This window comes from Achromobacter sp. RT286_PF (assembly GCF_059760425.1).
On the sequence record NZ_JCBAMR010000057.1, the window covers coordinates 1 to 20702 of the forward strand.

At 63.6% G+C, this 20702-nt stretch carries 21 protein-coding genes and 1 tRNA gene; 9 read left to right on the plus strand and 13 right to left on the minus strand.

All coding sequences use genetic code 11. The features are described from left to right. Window positions 1–77: 77 nt before the first annotated feature. Window positions 78–410: an ElaB/YgaM/YqjD family protein gene (locus tag AC6LJY_RS26260; RefSeq protein WP_046805506.1), complete on the minus strand. Its 333-nt coding sequence runs from the start codon at window positions 408–410 to the stop codon at window positions 78–80. Window positions 411–753: 343 nt separating this feature from the next. Here AC6LJY_RS26260 and egtD point away from each other — a divergent pair, with 343 nt between their 5' ends. The 3 genes from egtD (at window position 754) to AC6LJY_RS26275 (ending at window position 3291) form a co-directional block, all read left to right on the plus strand. Beyond that, complete coding sequence (gene egtD, locus AC6LJY_RS26265; protein WP_120154526.1) at window positions 754–1731, plus strand: L-histidine N(alpha)-methyltransferase; 978 nt, start codon at window positions 754–756, stop codon at window positions 1729–1731. A 35-nt stretch (window positions 1732–1766) separates the two neighbouring features. Continuing rightward, window positions 1767–3083, plus strand: coding sequence for an ergothioneine biosynthesis protein EgtB (gene egtB / locus AC6LJY_RS26270; protein ID WP_498137126.1), 1317 nt, complete (start codon window positions 1767–1769; stop codon window positions 3081–3083). Window positions 3084–3214: 131 nt separating this feature from the next. After that, window positions 3215–3291, plus strand: a tRNA-Met gene (locus AC6LJY_RS26275). A 151-nt stretch (window positions 3292–3442) separates the two neighbouring features. On the opposite strand, the gene AC6LJY_RS26280 is transcribed toward AC6LJY_RS26275, so the two are convergent. From AC6LJY_RS26280 to AC6LJY_RS26290, 3 genes are all read right to left on the minus strand, one after another. Next, window positions 3443–4351, minus strand: a complete 909-nt coding sequence (locus AC6LJY_RS26280; RefSeq protein WP_498137127.1) for a hypothetical protein — start codon at window positions 4349–4351, stop codon at window positions 3443–3445. 201 nt (window positions 4352–4552) lie between these two features. Beyond that, window positions 4553–4744 (minus strand): hypothetical protein, encoded by a 192-nt coding sequence (locus AC6LJY_RS26285; RefSeq protein WP_046805510.1) that lies wholly within the window; start codon window positions 4742–4744, stop codon window positions 4553–4555. A 183-nt stretch (window positions 4745–4927) separates the two neighbouring features. After that, window positions 4928–5179: a hypothetical protein gene (locus tag AC6LJY_RS26290; RefSeq protein WP_046805511.1), complete on the minus strand. Its 252-nt coding sequence runs from the start codon at window positions 5177–5179 to the stop codon at window positions 4928–4930. A gap of 261 nt (window positions 5180–5440) precedes the next feature. Between AC6LJY_RS26290 and AC6LJY_RS26295 the strand changes: the two genes are divergently transcribed. Next, window positions 5441–5632, plus strand: coding sequence for a hypothetical protein (locus AC6LJY_RS26295; RefSeq protein WP_046805512.1), 192 nt, complete (start codon window positions 5441–5443; stop codon window positions 5630–5632). A gap of 33 nt (window positions 5633–5665) precedes the next feature. On the opposite strand, the gene yddG is transcribed toward AC6LJY_RS26295, so the two are convergent. Next, window positions 5666–6571: an aromatic amino acid DMT transporter YddG gene (gene yddG / locus AC6LJY_RS26300; protein ID WP_314362436.1), complete on the minus strand. Its 906-nt coding sequence runs from the start codon at window positions 6569–6571 to the stop codon at window positions 5666–5668. Between the two features lie 444 nt (window positions 6572–7015). Next, window positions 7016–8590 (minus strand): diguanylate cyclase, encoded by a 1575-nt coding sequence (locus AC6LJY_RS26305; RefSeq protein ID WP_498137128.1) that lies wholly within the window; start codon window positions 8588–8590, stop codon window positions 7016–7018. 260 nt (window positions 8591–8850) lie between these two features. Between AC6LJY_RS26305 and AC6LJY_RS26310 the strand changes: the two genes are divergently transcribed. Next, window positions 8851–10803 (plus strand): DUF4153 domain-containing protein, encoded by a 1953-nt coding sequence (locus tag AC6LJY_RS26310; RefSeq protein WP_498137129.1) that lies wholly within the window; start codon window positions 8851–8853, stop codon window positions 10801–10803. Between the two features lie 44 nt (window positions 10804–10847). Here AC6LJY_RS26310 and AC6LJY_RS26315 read toward each other — a convergent pair whose 3' ends face one another. From AC6LJY_RS26315 to AC6LJY_RS26325, 3 genes are all read right to left on the minus strand, one after another. Next, window positions 10848–11939, minus strand: a complete 1092-nt coding sequence (locus AC6LJY_RS26315; RefSeq protein ID WP_046805517.1) for an AI-2E family transporter — start codon at window positions 11937–11939, stop codon at window positions 10848–10850. A gap of 67 nt (window positions 11940–12006) precedes the next feature. Next, a complete protein-coding gene (locus tag AC6LJY_RS26320) occupies window positions 12007–12711 on the minus strand; it encodes a DUF3053 family protein (protein WP_120154517.1) in 705 nt (234 codons plus the stop codon). Window positions 12712–12891: 180 nt separating this feature from the next. Next, window positions 12892–13413, minus strand: a complete 522-nt coding sequence (locus tag AC6LJY_RS26325) for a GNAT family N-acetyltransferase (protein WP_498137130.1) — start codon at window positions 13411–13413, stop codon at window positions 12892–12894. A gap of 180 nt (window positions 13414–13593) precedes the next feature. Between AC6LJY_RS26325 and AC6LJY_RS26330 the strand changes: the two genes are divergently transcribed. The 3 genes from AC6LJY_RS26330 (at window position 13594) to AC6LJY_RS26340 (ending at window position 15761) form a co-directional block, all read left to right on the plus strand. Next, a complete protein-coding gene (locus AC6LJY_RS26330; RefSeq protein ID WP_498137131.1) occupies window positions 13594–13953 on the plus strand; it encodes a hypothetical protein in 360 nt (119 codons plus the stop codon). Between the two features lie 722 nt (window positions 13954–14675). Continuing rightward, the gene (locus AC6LJY_RS26335) at window positions 14676–14957 is read left to right on the plus strand and encodes a hypothetical protein (RefSeq protein WP_046805520.1); all 282 of its coding nucleotides are present in this window, start codon (window positions 14676–14678) and stop codon (window positions 14955–14957) included. Between the two features lie 111 nt (window positions 14958–15068). After that, a complete protein-coding gene (locus tag AC6LJY_RS26340; RefSeq protein ID WP_219991979.1) occupies window positions 15069–15761 on the plus strand; it encodes a cytochrome b/b6 domain-containing protein in 693 nt (230 codons plus the stop codon). A 104-nt stretch (window positions 15762–15865) separates the two neighbouring features. On the opposite strand, the gene AC6LJY_RS26345 is transcribed toward AC6LJY_RS26340, so the two are convergent. Then, window positions 15866–16324, minus strand: coding sequence for a c-type cytochrome (locus tag AC6LJY_RS26345; protein WP_046805522.1), 459 nt, complete (start codon window positions 16322–16324; stop codon window positions 15866–15868). A gap of 58 nt (window positions 16325–16382) precedes the next feature. After that, a complete protein-coding gene (gene purB / locus AC6LJY_RS26350; protein WP_046805523.1) occupies window positions 16383–17759 on the minus strand; it encodes an adenylosuccinate lyase in 1377 nt (458 codons plus the stop codon). A gap of 161 nt (window positions 17760–17920) precedes the next feature. On the opposite strand from purB, the gene AC6LJY_RS26355 reads away from it, so the two are divergent. Continuing rightward, window positions 17921–18532, plus strand: a complete 612-nt coding sequence (locus AC6LJY_RS26355; protein WP_104143238.1) for a glutathione S-transferase — start codon at window positions 17921–17923, stop codon at window positions 18530–18532. A 121-nt stretch (window positions 18533–18653) separates the two neighbouring features. Here AC6LJY_RS26355 and AC6LJY_RS26360 read toward each other — a convergent pair whose 3' ends face one another. Both AC6LJY_RS26360 and mnmA read right to left on the minus strand, forming a co-directional pair. After that, a complete protein-coding gene (locus tag AC6LJY_RS26360; RefSeq protein WP_498137132.1) occupies window positions 18654–19475 on the minus strand; it encodes a sulfite exporter TauE/SafE family protein in 822 nt (273 codons plus the stop codon). 106 nt (window positions 19476–19581) lie between these two features. Next, window positions 19582–20700: a tRNA 2-thiouridine(34) synthase MnmA gene (mnmA, locus tag AC6LJY_RS26365; RefSeq protein WP_319308091.1), complete on the minus strand. Its 1119-nt coding sequence runs from the start codon at window positions 20698–20700 to the stop codon at window positions 19582–19584. Window positions 20701–20702: the final 2 nt, after the last annotated feature.

A 20702-nucleotide genomic window follows, 5' to 3' on the forward strand; every position in this document is an offset into this window, starting at 1 on the left:
CCGGGCAGCCACGAAGGCGCGCCCGGCGCGCGTACTACCCGGCCCAAGGCCGGTGGTGGTCTCATGGCAACTTCGGCTTAACGCCGGCCGCTGGCCACCAGGCAGCCCAGCAAGGCGCCTACCAATGCCGCCACGCCCACCGACTTCCAGGCATGTTCGTGCACGTATTCATCGGCGTATGCCTTGGCGCGATAAGCACGTTCGCGTGCCGCGCCTTCCCAATCACCCGCATGGTGGCGCGCCTCGGCAAGTTGCGACTTCAGCCGAGCACGGGCGGATTCAATCTCGGAGCCCGTATAAGAAGCCGTCGAACGCAAGAGGTCTTCGGTTCCGGAGAGCAGATCGCGGAAGCTGTCGTTGACCCGGTCACGGTGCAGAGCCATCTCGGCGCGTTGGTGCTTTCGATTCATAGTCGCTCCTTTGAAGATTGGGGTCGCAAGGGGGGAGAGCCACGCCGCGTTGCCGCAACGTCTACAACGCCACCCCGTTGACCATGTCCCCATTGTGCCGATCATTTGGCGGCGCCGCTCCAGCTTTCGCAACCAGCCGTAATCCGATATTTCAGCGGCCCGAAACTTGCTGTAGGGCTACCGCGAAGCGCCGGGCGGGCGGCATCCCTGTTTCGGCCCGCTGCTTCGATTTCGTAAAAGTCCATTGCATTCAGCGGCTTAGCGCTTGACACCGCAGCCCCCCTGGCCGCCACAATAACCCCCTTGCAATGCGCTTCAACTGCCTCAAAAAAGGAATGAACGCATGGTTTCCCCTTCTGCAATGCTTGCCCCCGCGGCGCCGTCTTTCGTGGCGCACGAGGCCCAGGCCCCCCGTCCCGAACAGGCAGAGCTGCGCGACGGCTTGCTGGATGATCCGGCGCATATCGACCCCAAGTTTTTGTACGACGCGCTGGGTTCGTCGCTGTTCACGGCCATTACCCAACTGCCCGAGTACTACCCGACGCGCTGCGAAGCCGAGATTTTTCAGAATCACGCCCACGACATCGCACGCCACATCGGGCCGGTGCAGTCGATGATCGATCTGGGCGCGGGCGATTGCGTCAAGGCCGAGCGCCTGTTCGCGCGCTTACGCCCCAAGCACTACATCCCCATCGATATCTCGGCCGATTATCTTCAAGCCGCCGTGGAACGCCTGCGCTTGTCGTACCCCGACCTGGAAGTGACTCCGGTGGGCCAGGATTTCTCACAAATTCTTGCGTTGCCGGCGGGCGTTCCGCCAGCGCAGCGCCTGTTCTTCTACCCCGGCTCCAGCATCGGCAACCTGAATCCGGACAGTGCGCTTGCCATGCTCAAGCGCATCCGCGCGCAATGCGCCGGTGGCGGACTGCTGGTGGGGGTAGACCGGGTCAAGCCCAAGCAGGTGCTTGAGCCTGCCTATGACGATGCACTACACCTGACCGCGGCGTTCAATCTGAACTTGCTGCGGCACGTGAACAACGTGCTGGACAGCGATTTCGACGTGGCCGACTGGCGCCACGTCGCCTTGTTCAACAGCGCCCGGTCCCGTGTGGAAATGCATCTTGAAGCGCTACGCGCGGTGCGCGTGTCGTGGCCCGGGGGCCAGCGCGAATTTCGCGAAGGCGAACGCATCCATACCGAAAATTCCTACAAGTTCACGCCGCAAGCGTTCTCGGACCTGCTGCAACGCGCCGGCTTTGGCGACATTGCCCACTGGTCGGATTCGCGCGGCTGGTTTTCGGTTTTCAGCGCCCGTGCATGACGCGGGCAGTTCATCAACGCCACTGGAGGATCGCCATGGAATCTGCCTGCCTGCTGACTCACCCCGCCACCGGACCCTACGCAAGCGGGCAGGCCGGCCAGCATGACCGCTACGACGCGGTGCGGTCCACCAGCACCGCGCTTGCAGCGCCGCTCAGTCCTGAAGATTGCCAGGTGCAGTCCATGCCGGACTGTAGCCCCGTCAAGTGGCACCTGGCGCACACCACCTGGTTTTTCGAAACCTTCCTGCTGACGCATTTCCACCCGGCCTACAGCGTGTTTCACCCGCAGTACCGGATGCTGTTCAATTCCTACTACAACGCCATCGGCGCCAAACATCCGCGACCGCAGCGGGGGCTGTTGTCGCGCCCTGCCCTGTCCGAGGTCCAGCAATATCGGCAGCATGTCGACGCGGCCATGCACGACCTGATTTCGCGGCTGGGCGGCAATGATCCTGCGTTTGATGCCCTGCTTGAACTGGGCTTGAACCATGAACAGCAACATCAGGAATTGATCCTGACCGACCTCAAGCACATGCTGTCCTTCAATCCCCTCAAGCCCGCGTACGTGGCGCCGGGCTCGCCCGCACTGCCACCGGCCACGCCGGCCGGGTGGACGCGCTATGGCGGCGGCATTACGCGCATTGGCCACGACGGCCGAGGTTTTGGTTTTGACAATGAAGGCCCGGCGCATGAGGTGCTGCTGGGGCCTTACTACCTGGCCGACCGCCTGGTCACCCAACACGAGTTCCTGGAATTCATCCGCGACGGCGGCTACAAGCGGCCCGAACTGTGGCTGTCGGCAGGTTGGGACCGCGTGTGCGCCGAGGGCTGGCGCGCGCCGCTTTATTGGCAAGGCCAACGCGACGACTGGCAGGTCTTCACGCTACGCGGCCTGTGGGAAGCGGAATTGCAGGCGCCCGTCACGCACGTCAGCTACTACGAAGCCGATGCCTATGCGCGCTGGGCCCGGGTGCGCTTGCCGCGCGAAGCGGAGTGGGAACACGCCGCGCGCCAGCAGACCGACCCCGTGTTTCCCGGCCGCGCCAACATGCTGGAAAACGGCCACCTGGACCCGCGTCCCGCGCCCGCGCGCAATGCGTCCGGCGGACCGGTCCAGCTATTTGGCGACGCCTGGGAATGGACGGCAAGTTCGTACGACGCCTATCCCGGCTACAAGCCCGACGCAGGCGCGGTGGGCGAATACAACGGCAAGTTCATGTGCAACCAATACGTATTGCGCGGCGGCTCATGCGTGACGCCGCGCGACCATGTCCGGGCCAGCTACCGCAACTTTTTCCCACCGGAAGCGCGCTGGCAGTTTTCGGGTATTCGGCTGGCCAGGGATGCGTGAAAAGGCACGCTGATTTTTCGCTTGCCGCCCGCTTGCACGCGAAAAAAGTTTTATGCTAGAATTTCGTTCTTCGTTGATCAGCGACGCGGATTTGGAAACAAACCGGGCACTGAAAAACGGGGAAACAAATAGGCGCATTAGCTCAGCCGGTTAGAGCGACGGAATCATAATCCGCAGGTCCCCTGTTCGAATCAGGGATGCGCCACCAAGAATTTAAAAAGGCCCTCACTTCGGTGAGGGCCTTTTGCATTGCAGGACTGCGGCCGGGGGGGGGGCTTAAGCGCTGCCCCTTGCGCAAAATTAGCGCAACGCGCCCGGGGCGCTTCTGCCTCCGTCTGCCCCGTCCGCCTGCTTCTGCTTTACAGCTTGCGAAGCGTATCCCGACGCTTGCCGCCCCAGGTTGCGGCCAGGCTGGCGACGAAGGCGCCAATCAGCATCGATGCGAAGCCCCACAGCGCGAACGCGGCGGCTGCCTTGCGCGCCTTGTCGGCCGCTTCCTTGGCCTTTTGCTTGGCGTCTTCGGCGGCCTTCTTGGCGTTGGCGATGGTCTGCTCGACACGGCGCTGCGCCACGGCAGGTTCCTGACCGGTTTGCGCGGCCACGACCTTTGCCACGTAGTCGCGGTCTTCGGGCGTCATGTCACCACGCGCCAGGCTCATGGCCACGATGCGGCCGACTTCCGTGCGCGCGGCGTTACGGTCGCCGGCCGCTTCGGGCCGGTCCGAACGCAGCAACGTATCGGTGAAGTACTCCGTTGCGCGATCCATGCCACCGCTGCTGGCGCCGGCCGCTGCCGTGGCCGTCACCGCCGTGCCTGCACCGGCAGCCACCGACGCGCCCGCCTTGGCCGCGCCGGACGCCAGCGTGGCAATGGCCGAACCCAGCAAGGCCGCGCTGACAACCGCGCTCAGTGCCCACACCAGAAAGCCGTGCGCCGTGTCGCGAAAATAGATCTCGTCGGAATGCACGTCTACCCACTTGGTGCGCAGGCGCCCGGCGACGTAGCCGCCGATACCGTACGACACGATCTGCGTGAACAGCATCCACGCAATGATGCTGATGCCCACGGCGGGCGCCGACATGCCCTCATCGCCCCAGGGCGATACAGACAGGAAGCCCAGGCCGGTACCGCCGGCAAACAAGGCCAATGACAGCGCCGCGGCGATCACGGCGCCCGCGAATACCGCGGCCCAGGACACCGCCGATATCGCCGACTCGCGTGGCGGCACGGCGCCGTAGGGTTGGCTCAAAGATGATGCGTTTTCCATGGTGATTCCTTGTTCATTGTTATTTCACGCCGGCTGCGTGCAACGCCGCACCGACGCCGATGCACGAGACGGCCAACCGGCATCAATGCCAGAAAAGCGCCAGCAAAATGATGATGGGAATAGGCACGCCAAGCAGCCAAAGCAAAATGGAACGCATGACAGACTCCTTCTCAGGGTTATCGAAAAAAGTGGACGTGGCGCTCAGGCCAGGTCGATCGCGCCCGGCATGCGGGGGTCCGGCGCAGGCGGTGTAGGGTCCTGCAACGGCGGATCATCCGGGGGCTGATTCGGGTCCGACAGGGGATCGTCGGGCGGCAGGTTGCCGGGCAACGACGGGTCATCCGGCGGCAGATCGTCCGGCAAGCCGGGCTCTCGATGCGGGGACTGGGGCATGATCGGTTCTCCTCTGCGGCGCAAAGTGCACCGCCCTGCCCTCCAGCAAGCGGCGTTCCCGCCACCGGCAACGTCCCGCCACGCCGTCCCCGCCGTACCCGCCCTACGCCCCCTTGGCCATTACCAGCGCGCGCAAAAAAGCCCTCTTGCGAGGGCTTCCGGTTATTCAACAGCGAGGCGACTTCATGGCTTGGGTTTGCCGTCCCGGCTTATCGCCACGGCATTATTTCCGTCTTTGCCCAGGATTTTCATGATTGCGGCCTTACCGGCAACCGAAGCTTCATCCTGGCTGCCATATCGCTTTTCAGAATAATTGGTGCTGTGCACATTGCCGGTTTCGGGATCCAGCAACGTGATGATCCAGGCGAATTCGCCCGGCAGCAGTTGCCTGACTTGAAGCGTGGCACGCGTGCCAGGGCGCAATCTGTTCGGCATGTTGCCGCCTTTTCCAGGATGGGACGCCGCCATCGTAGCGCAAACCGTGGATGCATGAAGCCCTTGGCGTACACCGTTTGAATTGCTGCAACCGCACACGAATTCATGCTGCGGACCGCGCGGCAAAAACGCCACACCGAGATCCCCGCGCCAGGAAAACCCTAGGGCCAAGTCCGCAAATACAGGCGCACAATCAGTTCAAACATACAGACCGTACAACGCGGCGCCGAATCCCTTTAATCAGGCGAGGACGGAGACAACATGACTTACGTAGCAGTGGTAATGAGCTGTTTGATGGTTATGGGTATCGTCGGATTAGTGGTTCAAACGATTCGAAGCGCGGGCCCCGAGCCCTGGCTGAAGATATCGGCGGCGATTGTCAGTTCAACTTTTGCGTCGTTGTTGCTTATCCCGTTGGGATACGCGGTGGCGCAATCCATGCTGATCGACTGATTGCTTTCAACCTTCGGTAATCGCCGCCCCGGGCTACACGCCCCGAGCGGCTTTGCTTTTCGTTGCTGCCCAACACAACAAAGAGCCCGCTGTGACCATCGCCACTCCTTGCCAGAATGACGCGGTCAAGCGGGTAGACAGCCATACGGCTGCGAAAAAGGTGGACAGCACCGGAGTGAAATAGGACGCCGTCGCCAACAAGGTCAAGTTGCCGTTCAGTATGCCCACGTTCCAAAGCGCGTAACCGGCAGCCATTGCACCGCCGGTAATAACGAGTTCAAGCGTGGCGGACACGGTAAACGCCAACGGCGGTTCGGCGCTGAATCCGTACTTGGCCCACAAGGCTGCCGCCGTCAGCATGAAAAACAAGGTCACGCCGTTTTTACCGTCGGCATATCGTTTGGTCACGTTGCAATACACGGCCCAGATAATGGCGCCGCCCAATGCCAATCCATAACTCAGGGGGTTGCTGGAAATGTTTGCCAGTGTGCGTTCCCAAGACAGGCTTGATCCGCCCACGACCCATACGATGCCGCATACCGACAGCAATATGCCGGGCACCACCCAGGCATTGGCGCGCTGCCCGTTCATGGCAATGGCGAACAGCACAGTCAGGCAAGGCCAAAGATAATTGACGATGCCCAGCTCGATAGCTTGGGCGCGGTCCAGCGCAAACCCCAGGGATAGCGACAGGCAGATCTCATACGCAACGAACAGCATGCTGCCCACCCAGAGATAAGGCCGCGGAAAACTCCGTAACGTCGGAAACCCAAGCAGACACACAAGGAAGGCTGAACCTACCGTATAAATAAGCGCGGCGCCCCCGACGGCGCCGAAATTCTCACTGACGCCGCGAATCAGGCCGACGACCGTGCCCCAAAGCAAGATCGCCAGCAGACCGAAAAATGTGGCCGTATTCCGGCCGGGAGAGAATCGCATTACCGTTTCCGCTAATTTGCTTGATGCCCCTCGTTTGGCACCCGAGCGGCGGCAGGCGGGCAGTGTAGCGAAAACCAATCGTTATCGTAGTGACCGACCGGGGCGGCCAGTACCGCGCCGGGATACGCGACAGACCCACTGAAACATCAAACAAGAGGGAGTATCAGCGGCATGGCCATTTCCATACGCAGATTGAGCGATGTGCTAGCCAGCACGGAGTCGGGCCGGCTTTACCGGATTGAAGTCTTCTTGCAAGCGGATACGCCCGGTCCGTCCGGCCCACCCCTGCTTGCGACGTCCCGGTACATCCTCAGAACGTCTGAGGGAGAAGGCGTGATCGCCCTGGGTGAGCGACGATATCGGTTGAATTCCGGCGAGGTCCTTACGGCACTGGCGCCCCAGCAACCGCCGCGGCCTGACGCGTAAACCGCCAGGCGCCCCGCGCTAGCGATCCCACGCCACCCGCCGCTTGCCTTCGCCTTTGGCCTTGTAGAGCGCCACATCGGCGCGCTCAAGCAGCTGCAACATCGTAATGCCGGAGTCGGGATAGACGGCAATACCCACGCTGGCCGACACGCCCACGCTGATGCCCGGATAGGGCAAAGACAAGCTATCGACCAGCGCCTCGGCCACGGACTGCGCCTGTTCCTGGCCCACTCCCAGCAGCAGCACCGCGAATTCGTCGCCGCCCAGCCGGGCTGCCACATCGGACACGCGGATCGCGCGCGCCATGCGGTCCGCGGCCTCTTTCAGCACGGTGTCGCCAGCGGCATGGCCATGCAGGTCGTTGACCGCCTTGAAGCCGTCAAGGTCGATGGCCAGGATGGCGAAGGATTCGCCGCTGCGCTGCGCCACGGCTAATTCGCGCAGCACGAGCTCACCGAACAGCACCCGGTTGCACAGGCCCGTCAAGGGGTCGTAGTGTGCCAGGTGCTGCGCATGCGCCAGCATGCGGGACGCCTGCAACAACGCCGTGCCGACTTCCTCTGCCTCTTTGACGCTTGTGCCCGCCAGCTCGACGGTGCGCCCCTCCCCCAACGCCAACGCCGGCCCGACCAACCCCTGCACCGCGGACGTCAAGCGGCTGGCAAGACGCAACGCCAGCCACAGCCCCAGGCCGAACGCGAACAAGGTGCCCAGGGCAATCCAGGCAATCGACCGGTACAGATCCGTGGTGACCAGACTCATGGGCGCACCCGCCACAACCGTCCAGTCCGACAACATCGAACGGCTGAACGCCGTGTAGACCGGCGTGCCTTCCTTGGTGATGGATTCGAACGCGCCTTCGCCTTCCTGCTGCACGGCCTGCGCCAGCGCCGGCACGGCCTTCTGGCCGACGAACTTCGCGCCGTCGCGGGTGCGAGCGATAATTGTTCCCGAGCCATCCAGCACTGCGGCCACCCAGCCTTCGGGCAAGGCGCGCCGGGCCAGCGCGTTGCCGATGCGGTCGGGGGACAAGCCCACGTTCAGGCTGTAAATCACATTGTCGGCCCGCACCACCGGTACACCCATCGCAATCGTCGGCTTCTTGCTGACGCCGCCGATGAACAGGCTGGTCAGCACCGGCGCCCGCGTAGCGAATACCCGTCGCAGGTCATCGGGCGCACCGCTCAGAGGCAATGGCGCGCCAAAGGGCGCCAGGGTATTGATCAGCTGGCGCCCGTCGTGGTCGGTCAGGACATAACTGTCCACGATCTGAAAACGCAACGAATCCCGCGCGCGCTGATGAAAACTGGCAAGGTCGCCGCTAAGCAGGTCTGGCGAGGTGGCCAGCATCTGCAAGCCGGCTTGAACGCCGGTCAGCTCGCGATCAAGGATGGCGGCAAGGTTGCGAGCCAGGAAAATCGTGTCTCGCAGGATCCGGTCTTTTTGGACGACGTAGCTTTCGTACACCGCCACCGACGCCACGACCAGGGCCGGCAAAATACAGGCAAAGACGAGTGTCAGCAGACCGGTGCGCATTGAGTACCGGTGTTGAGGGCGCGTCCGCACGCCTGGCGGGCTTTCGCCATCAGCCATCGTCTTCCCTCTTGGAACCATGCGCCTCCCGATACGTCCTGTACGGATCGCCGTCCGGTCAGGATGAAATTCAGAAATTATTGCAGAAGCTGCAACCGCACACTCCGCGCACAGAGGCCTTTTCGGGGCCTTATCACGCCTTTGGCGCGCCACATCGCGTCCCCAATTTACTCCGAAAAATCCGTGCCCGCGACGATTTGATGGGGGCGAAACGCGTCTTGTCCGGGCGCGACAGCCAAGCTGTTGCTACTATCGCCGCCATGAATAATCCGTCCCTGAAAAAGACCGTCGGCGCCCGCCTGGACGCGGCGGATATCACCGTGCTGATCCATGGCGCCATCGCAGCGCTGCTGGGCGCGGGCATGCAGCAGTTAATGGCCCATCGGGCCTGGCCCTGGGGCCACCCCTTCGCCTTGTATTTCCTGCTGCAATGGCTGGCGCTGATGCCGCTTGCCGCAGCGTTGCTGTCGGGAATGAAAAGCCGTCGACGGTGGCTGACGGCGCTGGGCATCTTCGGCGTGTTGCTGCCGCTGGTCACTGCTTACGGCATGACCGCTGCCTTTGGATCCATGCCTGATGAACGAGGCGGCTGGGCGGGCCGTGGCGAGACGGCGATGGCGCTGTTGTTGGCGGGCATGGTCGGCTTTGTGCTGCTGGCCTTGGTGCAGGCGCTGGACGTTCACAGGCCTCGCTGGAACTACCCCGCCATTTTCCGCGCTGCATGGCGCAACACGGTTCACCTGGGCTTGAGCCTGGGCCTGGCGCTTTGCGTTTTCCTGCTGATGGCGGCGGCCGGGGCGATGTTCGACATGATCGGAATCCGCATCGTACGCAGCCTGGTCGAGGACGCGACGTTCCGCTTTGCCGTGTGGCCGATGGTCCTGGCCGCCTGCCTGGTCGGCGTGCGCCGCCGGCCGGCGCTGACGAACATCCTGCAACGCGCCTGGCTGACGCTCAATGCGTGGCTGCTGCCGCTGGTGACGGTAGTGGGCCTGGCCTTTACCGTTGCGCTGGCGGCAAGGCTGGCGTTGGGGCTTCAGGCCGTGCAATTATCCGCCGGCGCGCTGATCGCCTTTTTACTGGTCTGGATCAAGCTGATCAACGCGGCCTGGCAAGACGGTCCGCAAGCGGACCCGTTTGGGCCTCGGCTGCGCCGGCTGTTGCGCTGGGCGATGGTGTGTCTGTTGCCGTTGGCGGCCGTCGCCCTGACCGGCGCGGTAATTCGCGTCGAGCAATACGGCTGGACGGTGCTGCGCGCCTGGGGCGTGGGTGCCGCTGCGATCCTGGTGCTGTACGGGGTCGGGTATGCATGGGCGGCGATACGTGGCAAACACCATCATGCGACGCTTGCAGCCACCAATCTGGTCGCGGCATTGGCCACGGTGGCGCTGCTGCTGGCGCTTGCCACGCCGCTGGCCAACCCGCTGCGCCTGACCGCCGAAAGCCAGTTTCAGCGGCTGGTGGACGGGCGCAAGGATCCGGAGGATTTCAGCTTTCATGCCATGGGCAGAGACTACGGCGTGTGGGGGCACGATGCCTTGCGCCGGCTGGCGGACGGCGCTGCCAATGCGCGCGACCCTCGTATTGCCGAAGCCGCCAAAGAGACGCTGCAAGGCGGATATTTCCGCTGGGACGCGCCCTTGGATCCCGCGCGGGATCAAGCCCCCGACCTTGCTGTAACGCTGGCCGTGACACCGGCCGGGCGCGACGTCCCGGTGGCGTGGTGGCGCACGCTGCGACGCGAACATCCCGCGTTGGCACGCGCGTGCGTGCCTGGCGCCCAGGCGCAGGCCCAGGCCCGCGCTGCTGCGTCGGCCGCTGCTGCGTCGGGCGCCGATGCGTCGGGCGCCGATGCGTCGGGCGCCGAAGCGTCGGGCGCCGATGCGTCTACTGCCGATGCACCGCCTGTGTCGCGCTGCCGTGTCATCTTCGCCGACCTGACGGGTGACGGCGCGGACGAACTGGTTTTGTACGTGGCGCCGCAACCCGACACAGACTACCCGGGGCCGGACCGCTTCAGCGCGTTTACGCTGGATGCGGCCGACCAATGGCGTTATCTAGGCGACCTGCACGCCGCCAGCTTTGAACAGCCCATGGAAGACGTCACCGGCGTGGACGATGTGGCGCAGGCGTTAAAGCAGGGGCTGGTGCGCACCCGCCCCCGAGCCGATCGCGACCTGCTCATTGGCGACCAGTTGCTACGTCTGCGTTGATGCAATGGCCAGCCGCCAGGCGCTAGTCGGCCGGCGCCGCATCATTATTTCGGCGGCGCCACCGGCAGCTTGTCTTGCTGCTCAAGCGTGTTGTCGGTGGGCGAAAAAAGATCCCAGCACGCCATGAACAGCGCGGCGATCAGCGGCCCGATCACAAAGCCGTTCAGCCCGAACAGGGCCATGCCGCCCAACGTGGAAATCAGCACCACGTAGTCGGGCATCTTCGTGTCCTTGCCCACCAGGATGGGTCGCAGCACGTTGTCGACCATGCCGATGACCAGCACCCCGAATGCGATCAGCACCGCACCCTTGACCACGGCGCCGGTCAGCAGGAAGTAGATCGCGACGGGCGCCCAGATCAGGCCTGCGCCGATGGCCGGCAGCAGCGACAAAAACCCCATGATCACGCCCCACAGCAGCGCGCCCTGGATCGACAGAATCGAAAAGATAATGCCGCCCAGCGCGCCCTGCGCGGCCGCCACCGCGATGTTGCCCTTGACGGTGGCGCGCACCACGGTCGTGAACTTGCGGAACAGATGCTGCTTGTGCGCATCGCTAAGCGGCATGGCGCGCTTGATGCGCGCCGACAGCTCGGGCCCGTCCCGCAGCAGGAAGAACAGCAGGTACAGCATGATGCCGAAGCTGATGACGAACTGGAACGTGTCCTGCCCGATGCTCAGCGCCTGGGTCGCAAGGAACTGGCTGGCCTGCATCGCGCCGGCGCTGAGTTTTTCTTGCAAGCTGGGAATATCGGCCAGATCGAAGCGCGCCAGCACGTCATGCACGGAAGGCGGCAGCGCCGCCATGGCTTGCTGGAAATAGGCGCCGAAATTCAGTTCGCCGGACTTGATGCTCTGGTACAGGTTGGCGCCTTCACGAACCAGGGACCCGGTAATCGCCACCAACGGCAGAATGACCAACAGCAACACGCCCAGCAATGTGATCAGCGCGGACAGATTGCGCCGCCCGCCCATGCGCTTGACCAGGCGGCGTTGCAAGGGTCCAAAGATGATGGCAAGAATGGCACCCCAGAAAACGGCGCCGTAGAAAGGCCACAACAGCCAGCCGAACGCGATGGAGACCACCACGAGCAGGAGCAGAAAGGTTCTGTAGTGCAAGCTGGGTGATTGGCTCATGTTCCATTCCAGGCACGGCGATCGCCGCGAGACCCGCATTGTACAAAGCCCATGCACCAGCGCCCTGTCACTCGCCGCGCCGCGCGGCCAACAGGATCGTCCGGCGAGCCTGGGTCAAGGCGTCCGACTGTGCGTTCAGGCCTTGCAGGCGCAGGTTCAGTTCCTGTTGCAGAGTGGGCGTCGCCACGCGCGCCTGGTCGTCCACCAGCTGGATGTCGGCGGCATTGGCGGCCACAAAGGCCCCAACGCCCAGCGCATCGCGCGCCACCGAATCCATTTTGGAAGCCGACCGCATGAGCTCGGTGGCGGGCCCGGTCACGGCCTCGTCGTACACGCCGTCATACACCGGCGCCAGATCCGCCGGCAATTCCAATTTGGCGCGCGCGCTGTCCGCCTTCGCGCGTGCGTCCTCAAGCCGGCCGGCGCTGTCGGCAAGCGTCTTGCGCGCGGCCTCGAAACCGCTTTGACGCTGGACGATTTCACCGACGGATCGAATCGTTTCCAACTCAAGCACTGCGTGCATGTCCTGGGCCGACTTGGCCATTTTCTGCTGGAAATCGGTGATGACTTCGTAGGCGTCGGCGTAATCGCCCACCGCTTCCTTTTCCGCCTTGCTCAGGGCGGGCAGGGGCAGCAGCGCATCGTTATTGACCCGCGCTTGCAGCAGCTGGATGAACGCCGCGCGCTCCTGGGGCTCTTTGTTGACGCACGCCGTTGCGAACAACAGCGACGCCGTTGCCAGAACCATCAGGCCGGCTCGCCACAGTGACATGCGTGTCCTCCTCGCCATAGCGGGTTGATTTACAGACCGATCAAGTCCGCGCCGCCTTCGAAACGGAAGCCGACGCATGAGGGCAGATTATCCTGAAGCCCTTGCCGCGCGCCGCCCACGGGTGGAATTTGTTGCGATCGAAGCGAGTTGACACAGGGGCCGGCAAACGGACGCCGTGGGTCACAGCTGGACGGGCCGTTGCGCCAAGGGATAAGCCATCGCACAGCGGCGCGCGGGGTCAAAGCCCGCAGCGGCTTCTGCTTGCAAGCGCGCCTGCAAGCCGGACGAATACGACGGCGCCACTACGTCAAAGCCCAGCCGCCGATAAAACGGCGCGTTCCAGGGCAGACGCAGGTCGGTGGTCAGCACGACGGCGCGGTAGCGGTCCGCCTGCCGTGCGTGGTCCAGCACCGCCCGCATCAACGCGCGGCCAAGACCGCGCCCCTGCTCGGGCATGGCCACGGACATTTCAGCCAGGTAGAGGTCGCCATCAAGCGGCATGGCCAGCGCAAAACCGCACAGCCGCTCGCCGTCCACGGCAACCCACAGCAGGCCAGCGGCGAGGGCCTGACGCAACGTGTCCAACGGCAAGGTGTCGCCGTCGGCGGCCCACGCCATGTCCGTGCCAAGAAAGCGTTGGGCGGCGGAGCGTTCGATGTCGGCCAGGCGGGCCAGGTCGCAAGAATGGGCAAGTCGAATCATGATGGCCCGGAAGTATGCATCAAAGGGATGCACGAGAAGAGAGGCACGAGAAGAGATGCACCGAAGGGAACCCGCCCCGGCGGCGCACCCTGGTCGATGCTTCCGAGGGAAGCCGCCTTGAAGGGGCCGTAAAATGCGAAATCCCGGCCAGCCGGCCTTCGTTACGTGGTACCGCACTTCATGACTCAACCCGCCTCTTCCGCCCCTTGGGGATTCACCCTGCCCGACTGCCGCGGTGCGGCCGCGCTGCTGTATTTCATGAACGACCTGGCTCGCGTGGTGAATCAGTACCTTGGGCAGGGCCAGTTGTCGGAAGACGCCCTGGCGGCCGCCCAAAAGGCCGTGGACGCGCTGGTCCTGCGCTATGCAGACCTTGACGCGGCGCCCGAGGCGTTCAACGACGAAAACATCGTTCTGGCCCTTGAAACCGAACGCCAGCCCGACGGATCGATGGGCGCGCAAGTGGCCTTGCGGATGTCTCCCCGCCTTGAAGAGCTGATCATCGAGGCCCAGCGCCAGGCCCGACAGGCCGAGCACTGAGCCGGCCCCGGGGGCTTGGCCCGGCCCCCTTAAAAAACACTTGCACGGCAATAAAAGTCGCGATAATATCGACGACTAATGCATTTTCGCGCCCCATATTTCCCAGAATAAATTGGCCGAAAACATTAGACCAGGGGCTTGAACCCGGGTACCCGCCGCGAAAACCGCGCGCCACCCAGCCTCCCGGCATTGCAGTCTGATTTGCAAAAACTCCAGGTTTCCCAAAACCAATCACGAGAAAAAACGCGCAAATCGCCAGCATCCGTCCGGATACATGGCACTACCCCGCCACATCTTCACCAATCCGCCAGTCCGGCTTGGAAAGAAGCAACAAGACGCGTTGCAACCAGGATCGTGATTACCCATCACCTTCCAGGTCGCACAGCACCCGCCAGAGTCAACCCGCTCTGTGCGATCCCTTGAGCCCGCAGGCGCATGCACCGACATGGCAGCCCTCTGGCTCGAACCAATGTCGTCCAGGACTGACCGATGGCATTGGGCCGCAGCACCCCCGCAGTACCCCGTTACGCGCGCACGCAAAAAACATGAGAATGCGCAAACTGACGGCAACACTTATGCGTTAGTGTCATGCCTGCCCTGTCAAAACAAAACCCGGTGACAAGGCAACCGCGAGGACGCGAGGCGCTTTTGGTACGTCCGCCCTTCGCAGCATGCGCCAGACGCAGCTTTTCTAATAACTAGAACCTAAGAGAACACACACCATGAATACTCGTTTCACTACCTCGGACCTGATCCGCCGCCCGGCTCACACGACGCTGGACAACACCCCGATCCATATCGGCGACATCGTTCATCTGCAACCGGCCAATGGCCCGGCCATTCGCGCAACCGTCATCTTCAACGCGCCGATCAACGGCACGACGACTTACACGACGGAAGTCGTGGCTTGCGGCAATACCACGCAGAAGGCCCCTGGCCAGCGGATTCGTTTCCGCCACGAACACGTGCATCGCATCGAATCGGTGCGCAACGCTTCGTATTGAACCCATCGGCGCCACGCGCCGATATCGCTGACAGCTTCGCCGCGCCTGGTGCGCGGCGATTTCATTGTTGCGTGATAAAGTCGCTCGCAACGCAGCCCTGGCACGCTTACCATGCAGAACAATCGACTCGCGGTACGGATCTGGGACCTTCCCACCCGCCTCTTTCACTGGGCGCTAGTCGTCTGTATTGTCGGCGCGTTCGTCAGCGTCAAGCTGGGCGGCCTGTATATGGACTGGCACGTACGCTTTGGCTGTACGGCGCTGGGCCTGATCATCTTCCGCCTGTTATGGGGCATCGTCGGCCCGCGCTACGCGCGCTTTGCCACGTTTGTGCGCGGCCCCGGCGCGGTGGCCAAATACCTCAAGGGCGCCGCCGCGCCCGCCGGTCATAATCCGCTGGGCGCCCTGTCGGTACTGGCGCTCCTGCTGGTCATCGGCTTTCAAGCCGTCAGCGGCTTGTTCACCACCGACGACATCATGATGCAAGGGCCTTTGTTCGGTTACGTCAGCGCCGACACCGCCAGCACCCTGACGTCGTGGCACAAGCTGAACGAGTGGGTCATCATCGGCCTGATCGCGCTGCACCTGGTGGCGGTTGCCTGGTACGCGCTGGTGCGCCGCAAGCGCCTGGTGCGATCCATCATCACGGGCGATGTCGACGCCAAGGACCTGCCCGCCGGCACGCCGCCCGCGCAGGACGGTTTCGCCGTGTGGTTGCGCGCACTGCTGCTGGGCGCCTGCGTGACGGGCCTGGTGCTGTGGATACGGTCACTGGAAATCGTGGCCGACATGTCGTTTTCGTAATCCGCCACGCACAAACGCAGCGCCCGGAAAAACAAAAAGCCCCTCGATGCATCGAAGGGCTTTTTGCTTGGAAAGTATCGATGCCGTCGCCAGACGGCAGCGCCTTACTTCTTCTTGCGGTACGAGTCGTGGCAAGCCTTGCAGCTGGCGCCCACATCGCCGAAGGCCGCACGCAGCTTGTCCAGGTCGCCGGAATCAGCAGCTGCCGATAACTTGACGATATTGTCCTGGAAGGCTTGTTGCTTTTGCTTGAAGCCGGCAGCGTCGCTCCAGATTTCGGGACGAGCATCACCGCCTTCCGTTCCCGGCCCGAAAGCCGTCCACGGCAACGCCGACAAGGTCTTGAGCACTTCGACGTTGGCCTTGATCTGCGCGGCGTCGTAAGGCGCCTGACCCTTGACTACCGGCGTCATGCGACCAAAGTGCGAGGCCATCAGCGTCAACGCCGATTGGCGGTACTTGACCGCGTCTTCGGGCTTGGCGAACTGTGCCGAGGCGGTCGTCGCGAGCAACGGCGCCACGGTCATACAGGCCAACGCGACTAGCGTGGACAACTTTTGCATTGCAATCTCCCGTAAGAACAACAAGAATGCCGCGCGCATGACGCGCGCGGCATGGCGACTATACCGCCCGGGCCAGCTCGGCGGCCAGTCCGATGTACGAACGGGGGGTCATTGCCAACAGGCGGGCCTTGGGTTCTTCCGGCAACGCCAGGCCCTGGATGAATTCGCGCAGCGCTTCTTCGGTAATGCCCTTGCCGCGCGTCAATGCCTTGAGTTGTTCGTAAGGCTGCGGCAGACCGTAGCGGCGCATCACCGTTTGCACCGGCTCGGCCAGCACTTCCCAGCAAGCATCGATGTCGGCGTCGATGGCGGCCGTGTTCACTTCCAGCTTGCCCAGGCCGCGCATGCAGGCGTCCCACGCCACCAGGCAGTAGCCCAGGCCCACGCCCAGGTTGCGCAGCACGGTGGAGTCGGTCAGGTCGCGCTGCCAGCGCGAGATTGGCAGCTTGTCGGCCAGGTGGCGCAGCACGGCATTGGCCAGGCCCAGGTTGCCTTCGGAGTTTTCGAAGTCGATGGGGTTGACCTTGTGCGGCATGGTCGACGAACCGACCTCGCCTTCCTTCAGGCGCTGCTTGAAGTAGCCCAACGCCACATAGCCCCAGACGTCACGGTCCAGATCCAGCACGATGATGTTGGCGCGGGTGATGGCGTCGAACAGGGCCGACATCCAGTCGTGCGGTTCGATCTGGATGGTATGGCGGTTCTGGGTCAGGCCCAGGCCGGCCAGCACGCGCTGGCTGAAGGCGGGCCAATCGATTTCCGGGTAGGCCGACAGGTGGGCGTTGTAGTTGCCGGTGGCGCCGTTCAGCTTGGCCAGCGGTTCAACGGCTTCGACAGCGGCAATGGCGCGATTCAGGCGCGCGGCCACGTTGGCAAACTCCTTGCCCAGCGTGGTGGGGCTGGCCGGCTGGCCGTGAGTACGCGACAGCATCGGTTGGTCGGCTTGCGCCACGGCCATGTCGTTAAGCTTGGCGGCCAGTTCGCGCAGGCGCGGCACCACCACCTGATCGCGGGCGCGCGACAGCATCAACGCGTGCGAGGTGTTGTTGATATCTTCCGAGGTGCAGGCGAAGTGGATGAATTCGGCGGCGCGGGCCAACTCGGCGTCGTCGGCCACTTTTTCCTTCAGCCAGTACTCAACGGCCTTCACGTCATGGTTGGTGACGCGTTCGATATCCTTGATGCGGCCGGCATCGGCTTCCGAAAAATCCTGCACCAGCTGTTGCAAGCGCTGGCGGGCGGCCTGCGAAAAAGCGGGCAGCTCGGGCAGGCCGGCGTCGGACAGGGCGACCAGCCAGGCCACCTCGACTTCGACGCGATGCGCCATGAAGCCGGCTTCGGACAGCAGGCCGCGCAGCGCGTCGCTCCGGGAAGCGTAACGGCCATCCAATGGCGAAAGGGCATTAAGTTGGCTCAACTGGTCGGCGATTTGCATGGTCTGAAGAAGAAATGGCTACGGATGGGAAAACCCGGCGATTTTATCATCCAGGGGCGTGCAACATTGTGGCAAACTGGCGAAGATTCCGGCCAACGGACGGCTTGACCGTCATACGGCCTGCTATACTTCGGCCGCTTTTCGACTCCGCTTGTGACTCCATGAAACTGATCGGCTCGCTTACCAGTCCATACGTACGCAAAGTGCGTATCGTCATGGCCGAGAAAAAGCTGGACTACCGGCTTGAACTCGAAAACGTCTGGTCCGCCGACACGCAGATCCAAACGTACAACCCGCTGGGCAAGGTGCCCTGCCTGGTCATGGAAGATGGCGGCGCGCTGTTTGATTCGCGCGTCATCGTCGAGTACGTGGACACCTTGTCGCCCGTTGCCCGCCTGATTCCGCAACAGGGGCGTGACCGTGCCGCCGTCAAGTGCTGGGAGGCCATCGCTGATGGCGTCCTGGACGCCTGTGTCGCCATCGTCAAGGAAAACCAGCGCCCCGAGGCCCAGCGCAGCCCGGAATGGATCGAACGCCAATACGGCAAGATCCACGCCAGCCTGGACGCCATGAACAAAAGCCTGGGTGACAACGCCCACTGCATGGGCATCAACTACAGCCTGGCCGACATCGCCGTCGGCTGCGCGCTGGGCTACCTGGACTTGCGCTTTGCCGCGCTGGACTGGCGCGCCAACCACCTGAACCTGGCGCGCTTGCACGACAAGCTGGCGCAGCGGCAGTCGTTTATCGACACCGCGCCCAAGACCGCCTGAGCGGTTCCCCGCCTGCCCGCTTTACACGGGTGCTTGATGACCGGCCACCGTGTGTGGCCGGTTTGCATTGCGCGGGCGCCAGACTTGCCGGCGCGGCGGCCAGGGCCGCCGCCGAACTGCCTTATTGCGCCGCGAACGTCTGCCAGGCCTTGAACAGCATGTACGCCGCCAAGGCGAAAAGCAGGCATGCGAACACGCGCTTCAAGGTCTGCACCGGCAGGCGGTGCGCCATCCGCGCGCCCAGCGGCGCGGTCAATACGCTGGTGCACACCAGCGCCAGCAACGCGGGCCAATAGATGTAGCCCAGCATGCCGGGGCGCGTCGCCCCTTCATTCAGGCCCGACACCACGTAACCCACGCTGTTGGCCAGCGCAATGGGAAAACCCAGCGCGGCCGAGGTGGACACGGCGTTGTGCAAGGCCACGTTGCACCAGACCATGAACGGGACCGACAGAAATCCGCCGCCCGCGCCGACCAGCCCGGACAGGAACCCGATGCCCGCCCCCGCCGCGCTGGTGCCCACCACGCCGGGCATCTGCCGAGCCGGTTTGGGCTTCTTGTTGCGCAGCATGCTCCAGCCGGAATAACCGACGAACAGCGCAAAGAAGAGCGACAGCCACATCGTGTTCAGGGCCGCGAACACCGCTCCGCCCGATATCAGCCCGCCGATGATGATGCCCGGCGCCATCGCCCACACGATGTTCCATTTGATCGTGCCGCGCTGCTGGTGCGCCCGCACGCTGGAGATCGACGTGAACAGGATGGACGTCATTGACGTTGCGATGGCGGCGTGCACCACCAGTTCGGGCGGCATGCCCTGCCAAGAGAACAACATGGTCAGCAGCGGCACCAGCAGCATCCCGCCACCGATTCCCAGCAGCCCCGCCGCAAAGCCGGCCACCGCGCCCAGCACCAGCAGGCAAATCACCATCGAAACATCCACAACCCTCTCCTCTCGTTTTGAATTCTCAGGTTCATGAACAAGGCCCCGCGGGCGACGCGCCCACGGGGCCTTGCTTGATCGCGCATGTGCCGGTGCGGCGTGTGCGCTACAGAATAATGCCACCGCCCAGGCAAACCTCGCCATCGTAAAGCACGGCCGACTGGCCCGGCGTGACGGCCCATTGCGGGTCGGTGAAGTCCAGCGCAAACGTATCGCCTTCAGCCCGATCCAGACGGCAGGCTGCATCCGCCTGGCGGTAACGCGTCTTGGCGCCGTAGCCGGCAAGCGCGGGCGGATGGCCCGCCACCCAGCTGGCGTCCTGGGCCTGCAACTGGCCGGACAGCAGCCAGGGATGGTCATGCCCCTGCACCACGTACAGGATGTTGCGTTCCAGGTCCTTGCGCGCCACATACCAGGCCTCGGCCGTGCCGTCCTCGCGCTGCCGGCCCTTCACGCCGCCCACGCCCAGACCCTTGCGCTGGCCCAACGTGTAGAAGGACAGCCCCTCGTGGCGGCCCACCTGCTGGCCTTCGGGCGTCAGGATCGGGCCGGGCTCGGTCGGCAGGTAGCGGTTCAGGAATTCGCGAAACGGGCGCTCGCCAATGAAGCAGATGCCGGTGGAATCCTTCTTGGCGGCATTGTGCAGCCCGATCTCGTGGGCGATGCGGCGCACTTCGGTCTTGTGGATTTCGCCCAGGGGGAACAGCGTGCGCGACAGTTGCGCCTGGTTCAGCCGATGCAGGAAGTAGCTTTGATCCTTGGACGCATCCAGAGCCTTGAGCAACTGGAACTGCGTGCCGCCCCCCTCGGCCGGCACTTCGCGCACCCGGGCGTAGTGACCCGTGGCGATGTGCTCTGCGCCCAGCGCCATGGCGTGGTCGAGAAATGCCTTGAACTTGATTTCGGCATTGCACAGCACGTCGGGGTTGGGGGTGCGGCCGGCGGAATATTCGCGCAGGAATTCGGCGAACACGCGGTCTTTGTATTCGGCGGCGAAGTTGACGAACTCGAAGTCCACGCCAACCCGGTCCGCGACGCTGGCGGCGTCCAGCAAGTCCTGGCGGGTGGAGCAGTATTCGGAATCGTCGTCGTCTTCCCAGTTCTTCATGAACAGGCCGACGACTTCATAGCCTTGTTGCTTGAGCAACCATGCGGTGACCGAAGAATCGACCCCGCCCGACATGCCCACGACAACGCGGCCTTTCTTGGTGGATATTTGACTCATGA